Annotated in this window: 16 protein-coding genes; 10 read left to right on the top strand and 6 right to left on the bottom strand. The window is 68.3% G+C overall.

The window, feature by feature from the left end; genetic code table 11:
- Positions 1–39: 39 nt before the first annotated feature.
- Positions 40–1,443: a dihydrolipoyl dehydrogenase gene (locus BW730_RS08325; RefSeq protein WP_077685835.1), complete on the bottom strand. Its 1,404-nt coding sequence runs from the start codon at positions 1,441–1,443 to the stop codon at positions 40–42.
- Between the two features lie 137 nt (positions 1,444–1,580).
- Here BW730_RS08325 and BW730_RS08320 point away from each other — a divergent pair, with 137 nt between their 5' ends.
- Complete coding sequence (locus tag BW730_RS08320) at positions 1,581–2,372, top strand: hypothetical protein (RefSeq protein WP_077685834.1); 792 nt, start codon at positions 1,581–1,583, stop codon at positions 2,370–2,372.
- A gap of 86 nt (positions 2,373–2,458) precedes the next feature.
- Positions 2,459–2,809 carry a hypothetical protein gene (locus BW730_RS08315; protein WP_226997154.1) on the top strand — a complete coding sequence of 117 codons (351 nt, stop codon included), beginning with the start codon at positions 2,459–2,461 and terminating at the stop codon, positions 2,807–2,809.
- Positions 2,810–2,822: 13 nt separating this feature from the next.
- Here the strand turns inward: BW730_RS08315 and BW730_RS08310 are convergent, their stop codons facing one another.
- A complete protein-coding gene (locus tag BW730_RS08310) occupies positions 2,823–4,295 on the bottom strand; it encodes a leucyl aminopeptidase (protein WP_226997153.1) in 1,473 nt (490 codons plus the stop codon).
- Positions 4,296–4,360: 65 nt separating this feature from the next.
- On the opposite strand from BW730_RS08310, the gene BW730_RS08305 reads away from it, so the two are divergent.
- A complete protein-coding gene (locus BW730_RS08305; protein WP_077685833.1) occupies positions 4,361–4,663 on the top strand; it encodes a hypothetical protein in 303 nt (100 codons plus the stop codon).
- Here BW730_RS08305 and BW730_RS08300 read toward each other — a convergent pair.
- Positions 4,644–4,850: a hypothetical protein gene (locus BW730_RS08300; RefSeq protein ID WP_077685832.1), complete on the bottom strand. Its 207-nt coding sequence runs from the start codon at positions 4,848–4,850 to the stop codon at positions 4,644–4,646. The two genes, BW730_RS08305 and BW730_RS08300, sit on opposite strands and share 20 nt — an antisense overlap.
- Positions 4,850–5,509, bottom strand: coding sequence for a DUF3043 domain-containing protein (locus BW730_RS08295; RefSeq protein ID WP_077685831.1), 660 nt, complete (start codon positions 5,507–5,509; stop codon positions 4,850–4,852). Before BW730_RS08295 ends, BW730_RS08300 begins: the two co-directional genes overlap by 1 nt.
- A gap of 159 nt (positions 5,510–5,668) precedes the next feature.
- On the opposite strand from BW730_RS08295, the gene BW730_RS08290 reads away from it, so the two are divergent.
- The 7 genes from BW730_RS08290 (at position 5,669) to BW730_RS08260 (ending at position 11,304) form a co-directional block, all read left to right on the top strand.
- Positions 5,669–6,511, top strand: a complete 843-nt coding sequence (locus tag BW730_RS08290) for a PspA/IM30 family protein (protein ID WP_077685830.1) — start codon at positions 5,669–5,671, stop codon at positions 6,509–6,511.
- Positions 6,508–6,843, top strand: a complete 336-nt coding sequence (pspAA, locus tag BW730_RS08285) for a PspA-associated protein PspAA (RefSeq protein WP_077685829.1) — start codon at positions 6,508–6,510, stop codon at positions 6,841–6,843. The genes BW730_RS08290 and pspAA overlap by 4 nt, the downstream gene beginning before the upstream one ends.
- Positions 6,840–7,727 (top strand): glycerate kinase, encoded by an 888-nt coding sequence (locus tag BW730_RS08280; RefSeq protein ID WP_077685828.1) that lies wholly within the window; start codon positions 6,840–6,842, stop codon positions 7,725–7,727. Before pspAA ends, BW730_RS08280 begins: the two co-directional genes overlap by 4 nt.
- 105 nt (positions 7,728–7,832) lie before the next feature.
- Positions 7,833–8,177 carry a HesB/IscA family protein gene (locus BW730_RS08275; RefSeq protein WP_471248206.1) on the top strand — a complete coding sequence of 115 codons (345 nt, stop codon included), beginning with the start codon at positions 7,833–7,835 and terminating at the stop codon, positions 8,175–8,177.
- A gap of 147 nt (positions 8,178–8,324) precedes the next feature.
- Complete coding sequence (ctaC, locus tag BW730_RS08270) at positions 8,325–9,182, top strand: aa3-type cytochrome oxidase subunit II (RefSeq protein WP_226997152.1); 858 nt, start codon at positions 8,325–8,327, stop codon at positions 9,180–9,182.
- A 53-nt stretch (positions 9,183–9,235) separates the two neighbouring features.
- Positions 9,236–10,909, top strand: a complete 1,674-nt coding sequence (gene ctaD, locus BW730_RS08265) for an aa3-type cytochrome oxidase subunit I (protein WP_418082049.1) — start codon at positions 9,236–9,238, stop codon at positions 10,907–10,909.
- Positions 10,906–11,304: a cytochrome c oxidase subunit 4 gene (locus BW730_RS08260; RefSeq protein WP_077685825.1), complete on the top strand. Its 399-nt coding sequence runs from the start codon at positions 10,906–10,908 to the stop codon at positions 11,302–11,304. The genes ctaD and BW730_RS08260 overlap by 4 nt, the downstream gene beginning before the upstream one ends.
- A 72-nt stretch (positions 11,305–11,376) precedes the next feature.
- Here BW730_RS08260 and BW730_RS08255 read toward each other — a convergent pair whose 3' ends face one another.
- Complete coding sequence (locus BW730_RS08255; protein WP_077685824.1) at positions 11,377–12,546, bottom strand: ABC transporter permease; 1,170 nt, start codon at positions 12,544–12,546, stop codon at positions 11,377–11,379.
- The gene (locus BW730_RS08250) at positions 12,543–13,424 is read right to left on the bottom strand and encodes an ABC transporter ATP-binding protein (RefSeq protein ID WP_077685823.1); all 882 of its coding nucleotides are present in this window, start codon (positions 13,422–13,424) and stop codon (positions 12,543–12,545) included. Before BW730_RS08250 ends, BW730_RS08255 begins: the two co-directional genes overlap by 4 nt.
- Positions 13,425–13,483: the final 59 nt, after the last annotated feature.

Below are 13,483 nucleotides of genomic sequence, written 5' to 3'. Positions count from 1 at the left end.
CTTCGCTGACCGCTTGAATGGGACCAGCCTATATGCCAATCAGGAGTGCATGTGCAGAGGTTGGCCCGCCAGAGCCCAGTTGGCCTCCGCGACGGCCTCGCCGAGGCTCGGGTGTGGATGCACGATCCCCGCAACGTCCTCCGGTGCCGCCTGCCAGCCGACCAGCAGCGCGCCCTCCGCGATCAGTTCGGAGACGTCCTCGCCGATCACGTGCATGCCGACGATCTGGCCCCCGCCTCTGCGCACCAACCTGACGACGCCGATCTCGCGCTCACCAGGGGCCCGGAGGATCTGCGCGCGCCCGTTGCCGGTCAGGTGATAGTCGACGACCTCGGCGTCGGCGCCCGCCTGGGACGCCGTCAGCCCGACGGAGGCCAGTTGCGGGCTTGAGTAGGTGACGCGGGGGATGTCGGAGTCGCGGGGGAGCGTCGGGGTGCCCGCGAAGGCGCCCTGCAACTGCGCGATGCGTTCGGCGAGATAGATGCCGTGTGCGTAGCCGCGGTGCGCCAGTTGCGGCCCCGAGACCAGGTCGCCCGCCGCGTACACGCCGCGCGCCGAGGTCTGCAGGCGCTCGTCGACGACCACGTGGCCGGTCGCGGTGATGCCGATGCCGGCCTCCTCGAGACCCAGGCCGGAGGACGACGGCTTGCGCCCGACGGCGACAAGCAGCAGGTCGGCCGTCAGTTCCGCGTCGCCGGCCAAGACCCTGACCCCCGCGTCGGTGGCGGTCGCCTCGGTGAGGCTGGTGCCGAGCCGCACGTCGACGCCGCGGCGCGCCAGTTCCTTGGCGAGGATGCGGGAGTGGCCGGGTTCCTCGGCGGGCAGCAGCCGGTCGGTGGCCTCGAGAAGGGTGACCTTGACGCCCAGGTCGGCCCACATGGACGCGAACTCCACGCCGATCACGCCGCCGCCGAGCACGATCGCGGACCCTGGCAGCGCATCGAGGCGCAGCGCCTCCTCGCTCGTGATGATCCGGGTGCCGTCGACGGGAAGGCCGAGGGTGACGGGGGCGGCGCCGGTGGCGATCACGACGGCGCCCGCGCGGTGCGTCCGGCCGCCGGTCTCGATGCCAGGGCCCCTGCCGTCGTCGGAGACCAGCCGCCCCCGCTCAGGGATGACGGTGATGCCGCGGGAGGCGACGAGCCCCGTCAGCCCCTTGAACAGCGACCCGACCACCGAGTCGGCGTAGCCCTTCACCGCCGCGGCGTCGACGCCGTCCAGGGAGGCGAGCACCCCGAAGGACGGGGCCTTGGCGACGGTGCGGCGCACCTTCGCCGCCTGCAGCCAGGCCTTCGTGGGGATGCAGCCGCGGTGCAGGCAGGTGCCCCCGACCTGGCCCTCGTCCACCAGGGCGACGCGCAGGCCCAGTTGGGCCGCGCGCAGCGCGCAGGCGTAGCCGGCAGAGCCGGCGCCGAGGATGGCCACGTCGAAGTCGCGAGTCATGCCCGTCAGTCTCCCAGAGGGCCCCAACCGGCCGCGGCTACGGCCATCTACTGGGACCGACACGCCGAAAGGGTGGCGCTCTGACCTGGCCTCTTGTTAGCGTGACCAGCGGATCAACCAAATACCCAGGGAGAAATATGTCCATCTTGAAGAAGCTGGGCGCCATCACCGGCGCCTCGGCCCTCGTGGGTGCGGGCCTCGTCGCGGTCTCGGGTTCGCTGGCCATGGCCGCGCCGATGACTGCGTCGTGGGACAGCACCTACTACGTGCCCGGCGACACCGCCACGCTGACCGTTTCCGGCTGTGAGGCAGGCGGCACCGTCAACGTGGGTCTGCCCGGTGCCACCGAGCCCCAGAAGATCCTGGTGCCGGAGTCCGGTGTGGTCGCGCCCATCGAGTTCACCACCCCCGATGACAAGTACGGTGACCTCAAGGCCAACGTGTACTGCACCACGGCCGAGAACCAGGACGGTGAAGGCACCGACGCCACCGCTGCCGCTTACGTGCTCGGCTCGAACCTGGTCGCCGTCCCCAGCTCCTTCAAGCTCGGCGACACCATCCAGGTCACCGCGGGCGAGTTCGTCCCCGGCGATGCCGTCACCCTGAAGGTCAACACCCAGGCGGGCAAGACCGTTTGGACCCTGCCGATGGGCAAGGCGGGCGAGGACAAGTCGGTCGTCTCCAAGGTGACCTTCCCCGACACCCTCGAGTGCGGCACCTACATCGTCAACGTCAGCTCGAAGAGCGCCGTGAAGGCCAACGAGGTCGAGGCCGAGCTCTACATGTGTGGCGCCACCCCGACCCCCACCCCCACGGCGACGTCGTCGTCGAGCTCGACCCCCACGGTCAAGCCCAGCCCCTCGAAGTCCCCGACCAAGGCCCCGACGAAGAAGCCCGGCAAGCCCGGCCTTCCCCACACCGGCGCCTGAGTCTTCGACTCACCAGAGAAACGCCCCATCCCCTCGCGGGGGTGGGGCGTTGCTCCATCTCAGGGTCCATCGGCAATAATGGTCGCGTGGGTTGGTTCGGCCGTCGTAAGAAGCAGGTTCAGCTGGCTAAGGAGGCCGAGCTAGTGCCTGACGCGCTGCGCGAGCACCTCAGCGCCTTCGTCGGCACCAGGAGGGGAGTCGAGGCCTGGGTGGAGCAGCCCACCTCGTTCAACAAGCCGTCGATCCTGCTCGTTGCTGCCGACGGCGAGTCGACACGGCGTGGCCTCCCCAGCGCCGACTACGGCTACCAGTTCGCCGCAGACCACCAGATCCCGTGCTACGACGCCGGCGTGGTCCCGTACCCGAAGCGGATGCGCGAGTACGGGCTCCGCGCCAAGCGTGAGGCCCGAGGGCCTCAGGCGCCTTCCGCCAACTGAGCCGCAAGCGCGATCAGCGTCCTGACCCCCATGCCGGTGCCCCCTTCGGCACGTAGCCGTAGGCCTCCTCGCTCTCCGCAGGGCCGGCGATGTCCAGGTGGGCCCACTCGATGCCCTCCGGCACGAAGCGCTCCAGGAAGGCCCCCGCGACGACCGCGCCGCCCCAGCGCTGGCCGGAGCCGGAACGCATGTCGGCGACGCTGGACTTGATCAGCGTGCGGGTGTGCTCGGTGATGGGCAACTCCCAGAAGTCCTCGTCCGCAGCCTCGGCGGCGTCGAGCAGTCGATCGGTGGTGACGTCGCCGTTGGTCATCAGGCCCGCCGTGCGCATCCCCAGGGCGACCATGCAGGCGCCGGTCAGCGTCGCGACGTCGACGATGAGGTCCGGGGAGTCCTGCGCGGCGCGCCCGATCGCGTCGGCCATCACGAGGCGGCCCTCCGCGTCGGTGTTGAAGTTCTCGACCGTCTGTCCGTCGAACATCGTCAGCACATCGCTCGCGCGGTAGGACGAACCCGACGGCATGTTCTCCGCCATCGCCGCGTAGGCGGTCACCTTGACCTTGAGGCCGAGGTCGGCGATCGCGCGGATCGCCGCGATGACTGCCGCGGCGCCGGACATGTCGCACTTCATGCCCGCCATCTGGCCCGCGGGCTTGATGTCGAGGCCGCCCGAGTCGAACGTGATGCCCTTACCCACCAGCGCCAGGTGCCGGGTCGCCCCGCGGGGCGCGTAGCTCAACCGCACCAGGCGGGGAGCCCGGGCCGAGCCGCCACCGACGGCCAGGATGCCGCCGTAGCCGGCCTTCTCCAGAGCCTTCTCGTCGAGGATCTCGACGGTGACCCGCGCGTCGCGCAGGTGGGCTTTTGCCGCCTCGGCGAAGGTGGCGGGGTAGAGCAGGTTCGGGGGAGTGTTGGTCCAGTCGCGCGCCTGGCACACGGCCGTCGAGGTGGCGGCGGCAGCGGCGAGCGCGTCCTTCTGGACGGTGGTCGTAGCGCCGGTGATGACCGTGATGCCCGCGACAGGGGCCGCGTCCTGGGTCTCGGACAGCTTCTCGAAGCGGTAGGCGCCGAGCAGCGCGCCCTCGGCGGTGGCCTGCACGAGTTCGGGGTCGCTCGCCTCGAGCGAGACGGCGACCTGCCAGCCGGCGGCCCCCTCCATGCCGATCACCGTGCGCAGCGCGTTCCCGGTGGCGCGGCGCAGCCGCTCCGGGGTCACGTCGGCGTCCTCGAGGCCGACGACCAGGACGCGGGTGTCCTTGAGCGCGGGCAGCGTGGTGACGTTGTCCGCGGCGGGGCTGGCGCCGACGGCCTTCGCCATGGCCATCACGGAGCGCCCGTAGGCGGCCGCGTAGGCCTTGTCGAGGTCGGCGGTCACGCCGACGGCGGCGGTCTCGTCCTTGTTGATCGTCACCAGCCCGACGACGACCACGTCGACGGCCTTGGGGAGGGACTTGCTGAGGGTCAGGTTCGCAATGTTTCGACTCACCGTGACAGCCTATCCAACCGGCAGCGACGGTTGGAGGGAGCCCTCTGGGGCGCTAGGTTGTCGGGGTGATCAAACGCATCGGGCTGTGGGGCTTCGTCGTCGCGGGGCTCGCGGTCGCCGTCTGGGGGATCGTGAGTTGGGTCGCGCCCGCCACCTCCTGCCGCGGTGTGGAGATGCACCAGGGCGACACCTGCGAGTACTCGAGCCTCACCAACGAGAAGACCGGCGAGGTGCAGCGCTACGAGGACCGCGTCGCGGTGGCCCGGGAGCAGGCTCCCTTCGCGGTGGCCGCCGGGGTCGGCATCATCATCTTCGGGGCCGTCCTGATCGTCCAGGACTCGCGCGGGGTCAGGGCGTCAGCGGCATAGGGCCGTAGACGAGCCGATCCTCCTCGTGGAGGCTGACCTCCACGACCCCCTGGTCGAGCAGGTCCTCGAAGAACAGCGTCAGCCACTCCTCTGCGGCGGGCTGCGCGTCAAAGGCGGGCAGCAGGCCCGCCTCGTCCAGGGCCTGCATCGAATAGGTGCCCTTGCCGGGCGTCCACCGGTAGCTCATCAGATCGGGTCGCCGCGCTTGATGCGAGGGCCGGGCTGACGGAAGCGGCGGATCATGATGGAGCGGTTGAACAGGTAGAACAGCAGGCCCTTGGGCGAGGCGCTCGGATGCCGCTCGGCGAGCAACTTCTTGTACCCCCGCCAGAGCAGGAACGTGTTGATCACGACCATGCCGATGACCACCCACATGCCCATCAGGATGTAGCTCGACAGCGTGATGTTCGACATCGTCGCCATCGAGGCCGCCATCAGCAGGATGAAGATCGGCAGCATGAACTCGTTGATCGTCCAGCGGGTGTCGACGTAGTCCCGTGCGAGTTGACGCTGAGGCGAACGCTCCTGCTTGTCGAGGGCCTGGACGCGCGCGTCCTCGCGTGCCCTCGAGGCGGCCTTGCGCTGCTCCTTGGGGGTCAGCGTCGGGTGGAGGCGCTCCATCCGGTCCGCCTCGGCCTGGCGGCGCGAACGGGTCGCGTTGGCCTTGGTCCGCGTCACCTGGATCTTGGTCGACTCCTCGGGGGCGTCCTCGACGACCGGGGCCGCCTCGTTCGCGTCCTTTGCTGCGGCCTTCGCGGCTGCCTTCTGGCCCTTGGGTGTCAGGGTCGCGATCTGGTCGCGCGTGTCGGCGCCGTCCTTGCGCTCGTATGGGCGAAACAGTCCCACGGTAGTCAGGTTCCTTTGCGGCAGGGGATTCAGGTCGACATCTTACCCTGTGGTTCCCCGGCTCAGATCAGGGCCGTCTGGGGGTAGCGAAAGACCCCGGTTCGACCACCTCCGCGCTAACGTTGAGGCGGACACCGCACGTTCCCGGAAGGACACCCCGTGGCAAGCATCTTTGAACGCATCGCTCTGGTCTTCAGGTCGAAGGCGAATAAGGCCCTCGACAAGTACGAAGATCCACGAGAGACGCTCGACTACTCGTACCAGAAGCAGCTTGAACTGCTCCAGAACGTGCGCAGGGGCGTGGCCGATGTCGCCACCAGCCGCAAGCGCGTCGAACTGCAGGCCACCAAGCTCAACTCCGAGGTGGAGCGGCTGCAGAACGCGGCACAGCGCGCGCTGGAGTCCAACCGTGAGGACCTCGCCCGCGAGGCGCTGACCCGCAAGGGCGGCCTGCAGACGCAGCTCGACGACCTCCAGACCCAGCACGCCGCACTCCAGGGGGAGGAGGAGAAGCTGGTGCGCGCCAGCTCCCGCCTCCAGGCCAAGGTCGACGCGTTCCGCACCCGCAAGGAGACCATCAAGGCCACGTACTCGGCCGCCGAGGCACAGACCCGGATCAACGAGGCCTTCACCGGCATCTCCGAGGAGATGGGCGACGTCGGCCTGGCGATCCAGCGCGCAGAGGACAAGACCCTGCAGCTGCAGGCCCGCGCGTCCGCCGTCGACGAGCTGCTCGCCTCCGGCGCGCTCGAGGACCCGACCGGCACGGTCAAGGACGACATCACCCGCGAGCTCGACTCGCTTGCCTCGGACAACGCCGTCGAGAACGAGCTGGCCGCGATGAAGGCGCAGCTCACCGGCGGCCCCGCCGCCCGTCCCGAGCTGCAGGCCGGTCAGGCTCCGGCACAGGCTGCGCCCGCACAGGCCGCGCCCGCGCAGCAGGCGCCCGCACAGTCGGCGGCCAGCGCGGACGAGTGGCCTGCACAGGAGTCGCAGTCATGATCGTGAGGATCATGGGCCACGGCCAGTGGGTCCTGCAGCCCGAGGACCTGATCGAACTCAACGAGCTCGACCGTGTCCTCGAGCAGCGGGTCCAGGCCGACGACGAGCCCGGCATGATCGAGGCGCTGCAGGCGTTGGGCGACGGCGTGCGAAGGCTCGGTGTCGAGGTGCCCGAAGACGTCAGCGTCGAGTCCGACCTGGTGTTGCCGGACGTCGACGTGTCCCTTGCGGACGTGCGCGAACTGTTGAAGTCCACCAGCGAGTACTACGGGCTGATCCCCGACGCGGAGAGTGACCTCAACGAGGGCGACGAGGAGTCGGCCAGCCTGTGAGAGTCGTCATCGCCTCCGACGCCTTGGCGGGCCTTGAGCCCGCAGCGTCGTCGGAGGTCATTGCGCGAGCCTTCGCGGAGCGCGGTGTCTCCGTCGCCGTGGTGCCACTGGCTGCCACGGGACGGGCGCTCCGCGAAGGCATCGCCACATCTGCCCCCGACCACGTGGTGGCCGCGCCGTCGACGTCCGAGGACCTCGGCGACCTCCTGCGCGGTGACCCGGCCCGCCTGGTTCTCGATCTGACGGCGATCCGCGTCGACGACCTCGGTCGCGGCGCGCTCGTCGGCGCAGACCCTGCCGCGGAACTCGCAGAGATCGCGCGGCGGTGGCGCGCCCGCGAACTCGTCGCCCTGGTGCCAGACGACCAGGTCGGCCAGGAGTTCACGGGGCTCAACGGCTTTGCCTCCACGCAGTTGCGCTCCGAGGGGGCTGATCTGACAGCGGTGCTGGCCGCCGACGCGGAGGCCGGCCGCTGGGCGGCGCTCCTCGGTATCGACCCTGCACCAGGGGCGGGCGCTGCCCGCGGCCTCGGGCTGCTCGTGCAGGGCGCCGGCGGCACGGTCACCGACCCGCTGTCCTTCCTCGTCGACCGCTTCGGCCTCGCCGCGACCATCGCGCAGGCCGACCTCGTCGTCACGGGCGCCGAGTCGCTCGACTTCCACGCGCTCGGAGGCCCCGTCGTCAAGCGGGTCGCCGCGATGGCGTCCGAGGCGCTCCGCCCGGTGATCGCCGTCGTCGGACGCAACTTCGTGTCCGCGCGGGAGCTGCGCCTGGGGGGCTTCGAGACGGCCTATCCGCTGGTTCCCGGCGGTTCGGAGGAGAATCCGACCCCCGAGCGACTCGCCGAGGTCGCGGCACATGTTGCCCGCACCTGGCAGTGGTGAGGGGCTGTTCACCGACAGCCGACGGCGCCGCTGGGGAATCCACGCCTCGGCGCGTAGACTTGTGACCCGTACCTCACGATCCCGCTTGAACCTATGGAGCCACACGTGACCGATACCCAGACCGCGCCCGGCGTCGTCCTCACCGACATCGCCGTGCAGAAGGTGCGTACCCTGCTCGACGCAGAGGGCCGCGACGACCTCTCGCTGCGCATCGCCGTGCAGCCGGGCGGCTGCTCGGGCCTGCGCTACCAGCTCTACTTCGACGACCGCGCCCTCGACGGCGACGTCGTGACCGACTATGACGGTGTCGCCGTCGTGACCGACAAGATGAGCGCCCCCTACCTCGGTGGGGCCAGCATCGACTTCGTCGACTCGATTGAGAAGCAGGGTTTCACTATCGACAACCCCAACGCTCAGGGCTCGTGCGCCTGTGGAGATTCCTTCCACTGAGCCAAAGCGGCTAAGGATACGCCACCCCGGTCGGAGACAATCCGCCGGGGTGGTCTTTTTGCGTTAAGGTGGCTGCAGCAGTGGTGCCCGGGCGACGCACAAGGTGGGTCGTCGGGCAGAGGAACGTCCAGAATGGAAGGGCAACTTGTGAGTCGCATTCCTGCGCCATCACGTCGACGAAAGACCCGCATCGGGCTCATCGCCGCGGCCCCTTTGATGCTCGTCGGCTTGTCGGCGTGCTCCGGCCAGTTCGCGCGGTTCGGCCTCCCAGAGGCAGCCAGCGCGGAAGCACCCAATGTCGGCAACCTGTGGGTCGGCGCCTGGATCGCCTCCCTGGCGGTCGGCGCCCTCGTGTGGGGCTTGATCGGTTGGGCCGTCGTCCGCTACCGCCGCAAGGAGGGGGACGCGCCGGCGCCACGGCAGACGACCTACCACCTGCCGTTGGAGTTGCTCTACACGCTGGTCCCGTTCCTGATCATCGGCGTGCTGTTCTTCTACACGGTCAAGGCCTCCGATGCCATGGTCGAGCAGAACCGCGAGCCTGACACCACCATCAACGTGATCGGTCAGAAGTGGTCGTGGACGTTCTCCTACATGGAGGCGGACAACCCCGACGTCGGCACCGACGCCCACACCATCGGCACGGTCGAGTCGCTTCCCGACCTGTACCTGCCGGTCGACCACACCGTGCGGATCAACCTCGAGTCCGCAGACGTGATCCACTCGTTCTGGGTGCCGAACTTCTACTTCAAGAGGGACGTCATCCCGGGCCACCCCAACTCGTTCGACGTCACGCCGAACCGCCTCGGAACCTATGACGGCAAGTGCGCCGAACTGTGTGGCGAGAAGCACGCCCTGATGCTCTTCAAGGTGCACATCGTCACCGAAGAGGAGTACGAGGCAAAGGTCAAGGAGATCGCGGCCACCGGCGGAGCAGGCGAGCGCAAGCTGGCCGAGGCGCTGCAGGCCACCCTTCCCACCGCCGCACCTCAGGAGCACAAGTGATGAGCAGCGCAACAGTGGCCGGACGCACCCAGCTCGCGACCGATGAGGCCGAGGTGAGGCCGCACGTCCGCCCGAGCGAGACGATCATGAAGTACCTGACGACGACCGACCACAAGGTCATCGGCAACATGTACTTCGTCACGGCGTTCATCTTCTTCGGCATCGGCGGCCTGCTGGCGCTCGGCATCCGTGCCGAGCTCGCCAACCCCGGCATGCAGTTCATGAACTTCGAGACGTTCAACCAGTTCTTCACCATGCACGGCACGATCATGTTGCTGATGTTCGCGACCCCGATGTTCGCGGGCTTCGCCAACGCGATCCTGCCGCTGCAACTCGGCGCGCCCGACGTGGCGTTCCCGAAGCTGAACGGCTTCGCCTACTGGCTGTACCTGTTCGGCTCGATCATGGCCTGCGCGGGCTTCGCCAGCCCCGGCGGTGCGGCAAGCTTCGGCTGGTTCGCCTACGCCCCGCTGTCCAACTCGATCCACTCTCCCGGCGTCGGCCACGACCTGTGGATCATGGGTCTGTACCTGCTTGGCCTCTCGTCGATCCTCGGCTCGGTGAACTTCGTCACCACCATCATCACGATGCGCGCCCCCGGCCTGACGATGTTCCGGATGCCGATCTTCTCCTGGAACATCCTCGTCACGTCGCTGATGGTCCTGATCTGCTTCCCCGTGCTCGCCGTCGGCCTGCTCGTGTTGGAGTCCGATCGTGTCCTCGGCAGCCACGTGCTCGATCCATCCTCCGGCGGCGCGGTGCTGTGGCAGCACCTGTTCTGGTTCTTCGGCCACCCCGAGGTATACGTCGTCGCGCTGCCGTTCTTCGGCATCATCACCGAGGTACTCAGCGCCTTCAGCCGCAAGCCGGTCTTCGGCTACTACGGCCTGGTGTTCGCGACCCTGGCGATCGGCGCGCTGTCGATCTCCGTGTGGGCGCACCACATGTTCGTCACCGGCGCGGTGAACCTGCCGTTCTTCTCGTTCATGACCTTCATGATCGCGGTGCCGACAGGCGTGAAGTACTTCAACTGGATCGGCACGATCTGGCGTGGCTCATTGACATTGAATACGTCGATGACGTTCGCCATCGGCTTCCTCACCACGTTCCTGTTCGGTGGCCTCACGGGCATCATCCTCGCCTCCCCGGCGCTGGACTTCCCCGTCTCCGACACCTACTTCGTGGTGGCGCACTTCCACTACGTGCTGTTCGGCACCGTGGTGTTCGCGATGTTCGCGGGCTTCTACTACTGGTGGCCGAAGTTCACGGGCCGGATGCTCAACGAGACCTGGGGCAAGATCCACTTCTGGATCCTGTTCGTCGGCTTCCACACCACCTTCCTCGTCCAGCACTGGCTCGGCGTCGAGGGCATGCAGCGACGCATCGCCGACTACGGCGCCTGGGAGGGCTTCACGCTGCTCAACCAGATCTCCACATTCGGCGCGTTCCTGCTCGGCGTCAGCATGATCCCGTTCCTATGGAACGTGTGGATCACGCGAAAGTCGCCGAAGGTGACGGTCAACGACCCGTGGGGATGGGGCCGTTCGCTCGAGTGGGCGACCTCCTGCCCGCCGCCGCGTCACAACTTCACCAGCCTCCCGCGCGTCCGCTCGAACAGCCCCGCGCTCGACCTTGCCCGGCCTGAACTGGCCAACCACGACCATGAGGCCGACCCGGGCGAGTTGCTCGACCGTGACGCCGACGAGCTTGAAGGAGCCGCGAAGTGAAGGCCGAGAAGTGGGTCTTTTGGTTCATTTTCCTCTTCTTCCTGGTAGTCACCCCCGTCTACTACTTCATGTCGCGTGAGATCGCGGGCACCTTCGTGCTCGGCTTCACTGGGCTGCTGGGTGGCATGATCGCGGGCTACCTGACGTTGACGGCGCGCAGCTTCGATCCTCGCCCTGAGGATCGCCCCGACGCTGAGGTGTACGAGGCGGCTGGCAACGTCGGCTTCTTCGCGCCGAAGTCCATGTGGCCCTTCTGGTGCGCCCTCGTCGTCGCGGTCCTCGCGCTCGGCCCGGCGATGCACCAGGCGTGGATCACGCTGGTGGGCGTCGGCATCGGCATCTGGGCGCTGTCCGGCTGGGTGCTGGAGTTCTACCGAGGCGACTACAAGCACTGAGCCGACCAGGCTCGCAAGCAAAGAAGAGGCCCACCCCATTGCGGGGTGGACCTCTTGCCTTTGTGTTGGAGGTCAGCTCGCCTTGCTGAAGATCTGCTTGTAGGACAGCACCGACCCGGTCTGCAGCAGGCCCCTGCGGTAGATGCGGACCCCGACCCAGATCATCACCGCCATGAACACCAGGGCGATGACGAGCGCGATCAGCGCGTCGACCCAGGTGGCGTCGCCGCTGAGCAGCCTGCCCGGCATCATCACCGTCGAGGCGATGGGCACATAGGACAGCACCTGGGCGAGGGTGCCCTTTGCGAGGATGCCAGCCATGTAGACGAACATCACGATCATCGTCAGGGGAGTGGTGGTCTGGCTCAGGTCCTGGACGCGGGTCGCCATGGCGCCCGCGGCGGCCCACAGGCAGGCGAGCGAGGCGAAGCCGACCAGGAAGAACAGGATGAACCAGCCCGCCACGGGGGCGATCAGGGCGATCATCTCCTTGAATGGGGTGAACGTGAGCCCGATCAACGCCGTCCCCACCAGCAGCAGCACCTGGCTGAGCGCCATCAGCGTGTTGCCGACCACCTTGCCGACCAGCAGCGAGCGGATCGGGACGGCGGCCGCCAGGATCTCGACGATCCGGGACTCCTTCTCGGTGACGACCGACTGCGCGATCTGCATGCCGTAGGTGACGGCCGCAAGCATGAACAGGATGGAGAACGCGAATGTGGCGAGGGTGATCGCCATTGCGCCGGTCTCGCTGTTGTCGAGCGGAACCAGGTTCACCGTGGTGTTGGCCATGATCTGCTTCGCGTCGACCCCTGCAGCTGCAGCGTTCTGACCGATCTGGTAGTCGCGCACCGCATTGTTCAGGTCGGGGGTGTCCATCATGTTCTTGACGGTCAGCGTCCAGCCGGTCTCCTCGTCGAAGGACAGCGCGGCGGAGGCGTCGCCGTCCCTGACGGCGTCATCCAACTGGTCCGCCTGGACAGTGACGGCCTCAAGGGTGCCGCCGGCGGAGTTGGCCTCGCTCAGGACGGCCGCGGCCCGGTCGTCTGCGACGGCGACCTTGGTGGTGCTCGCGCCGCCCCCGAGGAAGGAGCTGACGGCGAACGCGACCGCGACAAGCGCGAGCGTCGACAGGGTGCCGACCCAGAAGGCCTTGCTCTGCAGTTGGGCCAGGATCTCGCGCTTGGCGACGATGACCCAGGGGTTGCGCGGGGCGCGTCGGGTGCTGGCTTCGGTGCTCATCGGGTTACCTCCCGGTAGTAGTCGCTCAAGGGTCGGACGATGGGCCCGAAGGAGTGGACGGGGCCGCGGCGCATCGCCTCGGCGAGGCCGGCCTGGGCGGACTGCTCGTCGGCGAACGTGACGACGGCCTCCGGGCCGTCGAGGTCGATGACGGTGACCCCTGGCGTGCCGCGCAGCCAGCCGAGGTCGGCACCCGCCTGGATCCGGTGCTGAGTCTCGCCTGCGGTGCGCAGTTCGGCGACGGTGCCCGCGGCGACGACCTGTCCCTTGCGCAGGATCACGATCTTGTCGCAGAGTCGCTCGACGAGGTCCAACTGGTGCGAGGAGAACAGCACGGGCACGCCGCGCTTGGTGAACTCGGTGAGCACCGCGAACATCTCGTCGACGGCCTCGGGGTCGAGGCCGCTGAACGGCTCGTCGAGGATCAGGGCCTTCGGGTCGGCGATCACGGCGCCCGCGATCTGGACGCGCTGCTGGTTGCCGAGCGACAGCTTCTCCAGCTTGTCCTTGGTGCGCTCGCCCAGGTTGAATCGGGTCAGCAGTTCAAGGGCCGCCTCCCTCGCGGACCTGGCGTCCATGCCGTGCAGTTCGCCGAGGTAGGCGAGCTGGGGCAGGATCGGCTGCTTCGGGTACAGGCCGCGCTCCTCGGGCATGTAGCCGAACTCGGCGCGATCGGCGCGGGTGATGGGGGAGCCATTCCAGCGGACCTCCCCGTAGGTGGGGGCGAGCACCCCCATCACGATGCGCATCGTGGTGGTCTTGCCTGCGCCGTTGCCGCCGACGAAGCCCGTGAAGGCCTCTTCGGGGACGGAGAACGAGACATTGTCGAGTGCGGTCAGGTCGCCGAATCTTCGGGTGACGGAGTCGATTTCGAGCATGAATCCAGGATGCCCGGGCGCCCGGCCGCGACGCATCGGTCGCTCGGGTGGTTCCGCCC

Origin of the sequence: Tessaracoccus aquimaris (assembly GCF_001997345.1) — a bacterium.
GTDB lineage: Bacteria > Actinomycetota > Actinomycetes > Propionibacteriales > Propionibacteriaceae > Arachnia > Arachnia aquimaris.
The sequence above is the reverse complement of the archived record's forward strand: the minus strand, read 5'-3'. Positions and strand labels throughout refer to the sequence as shown.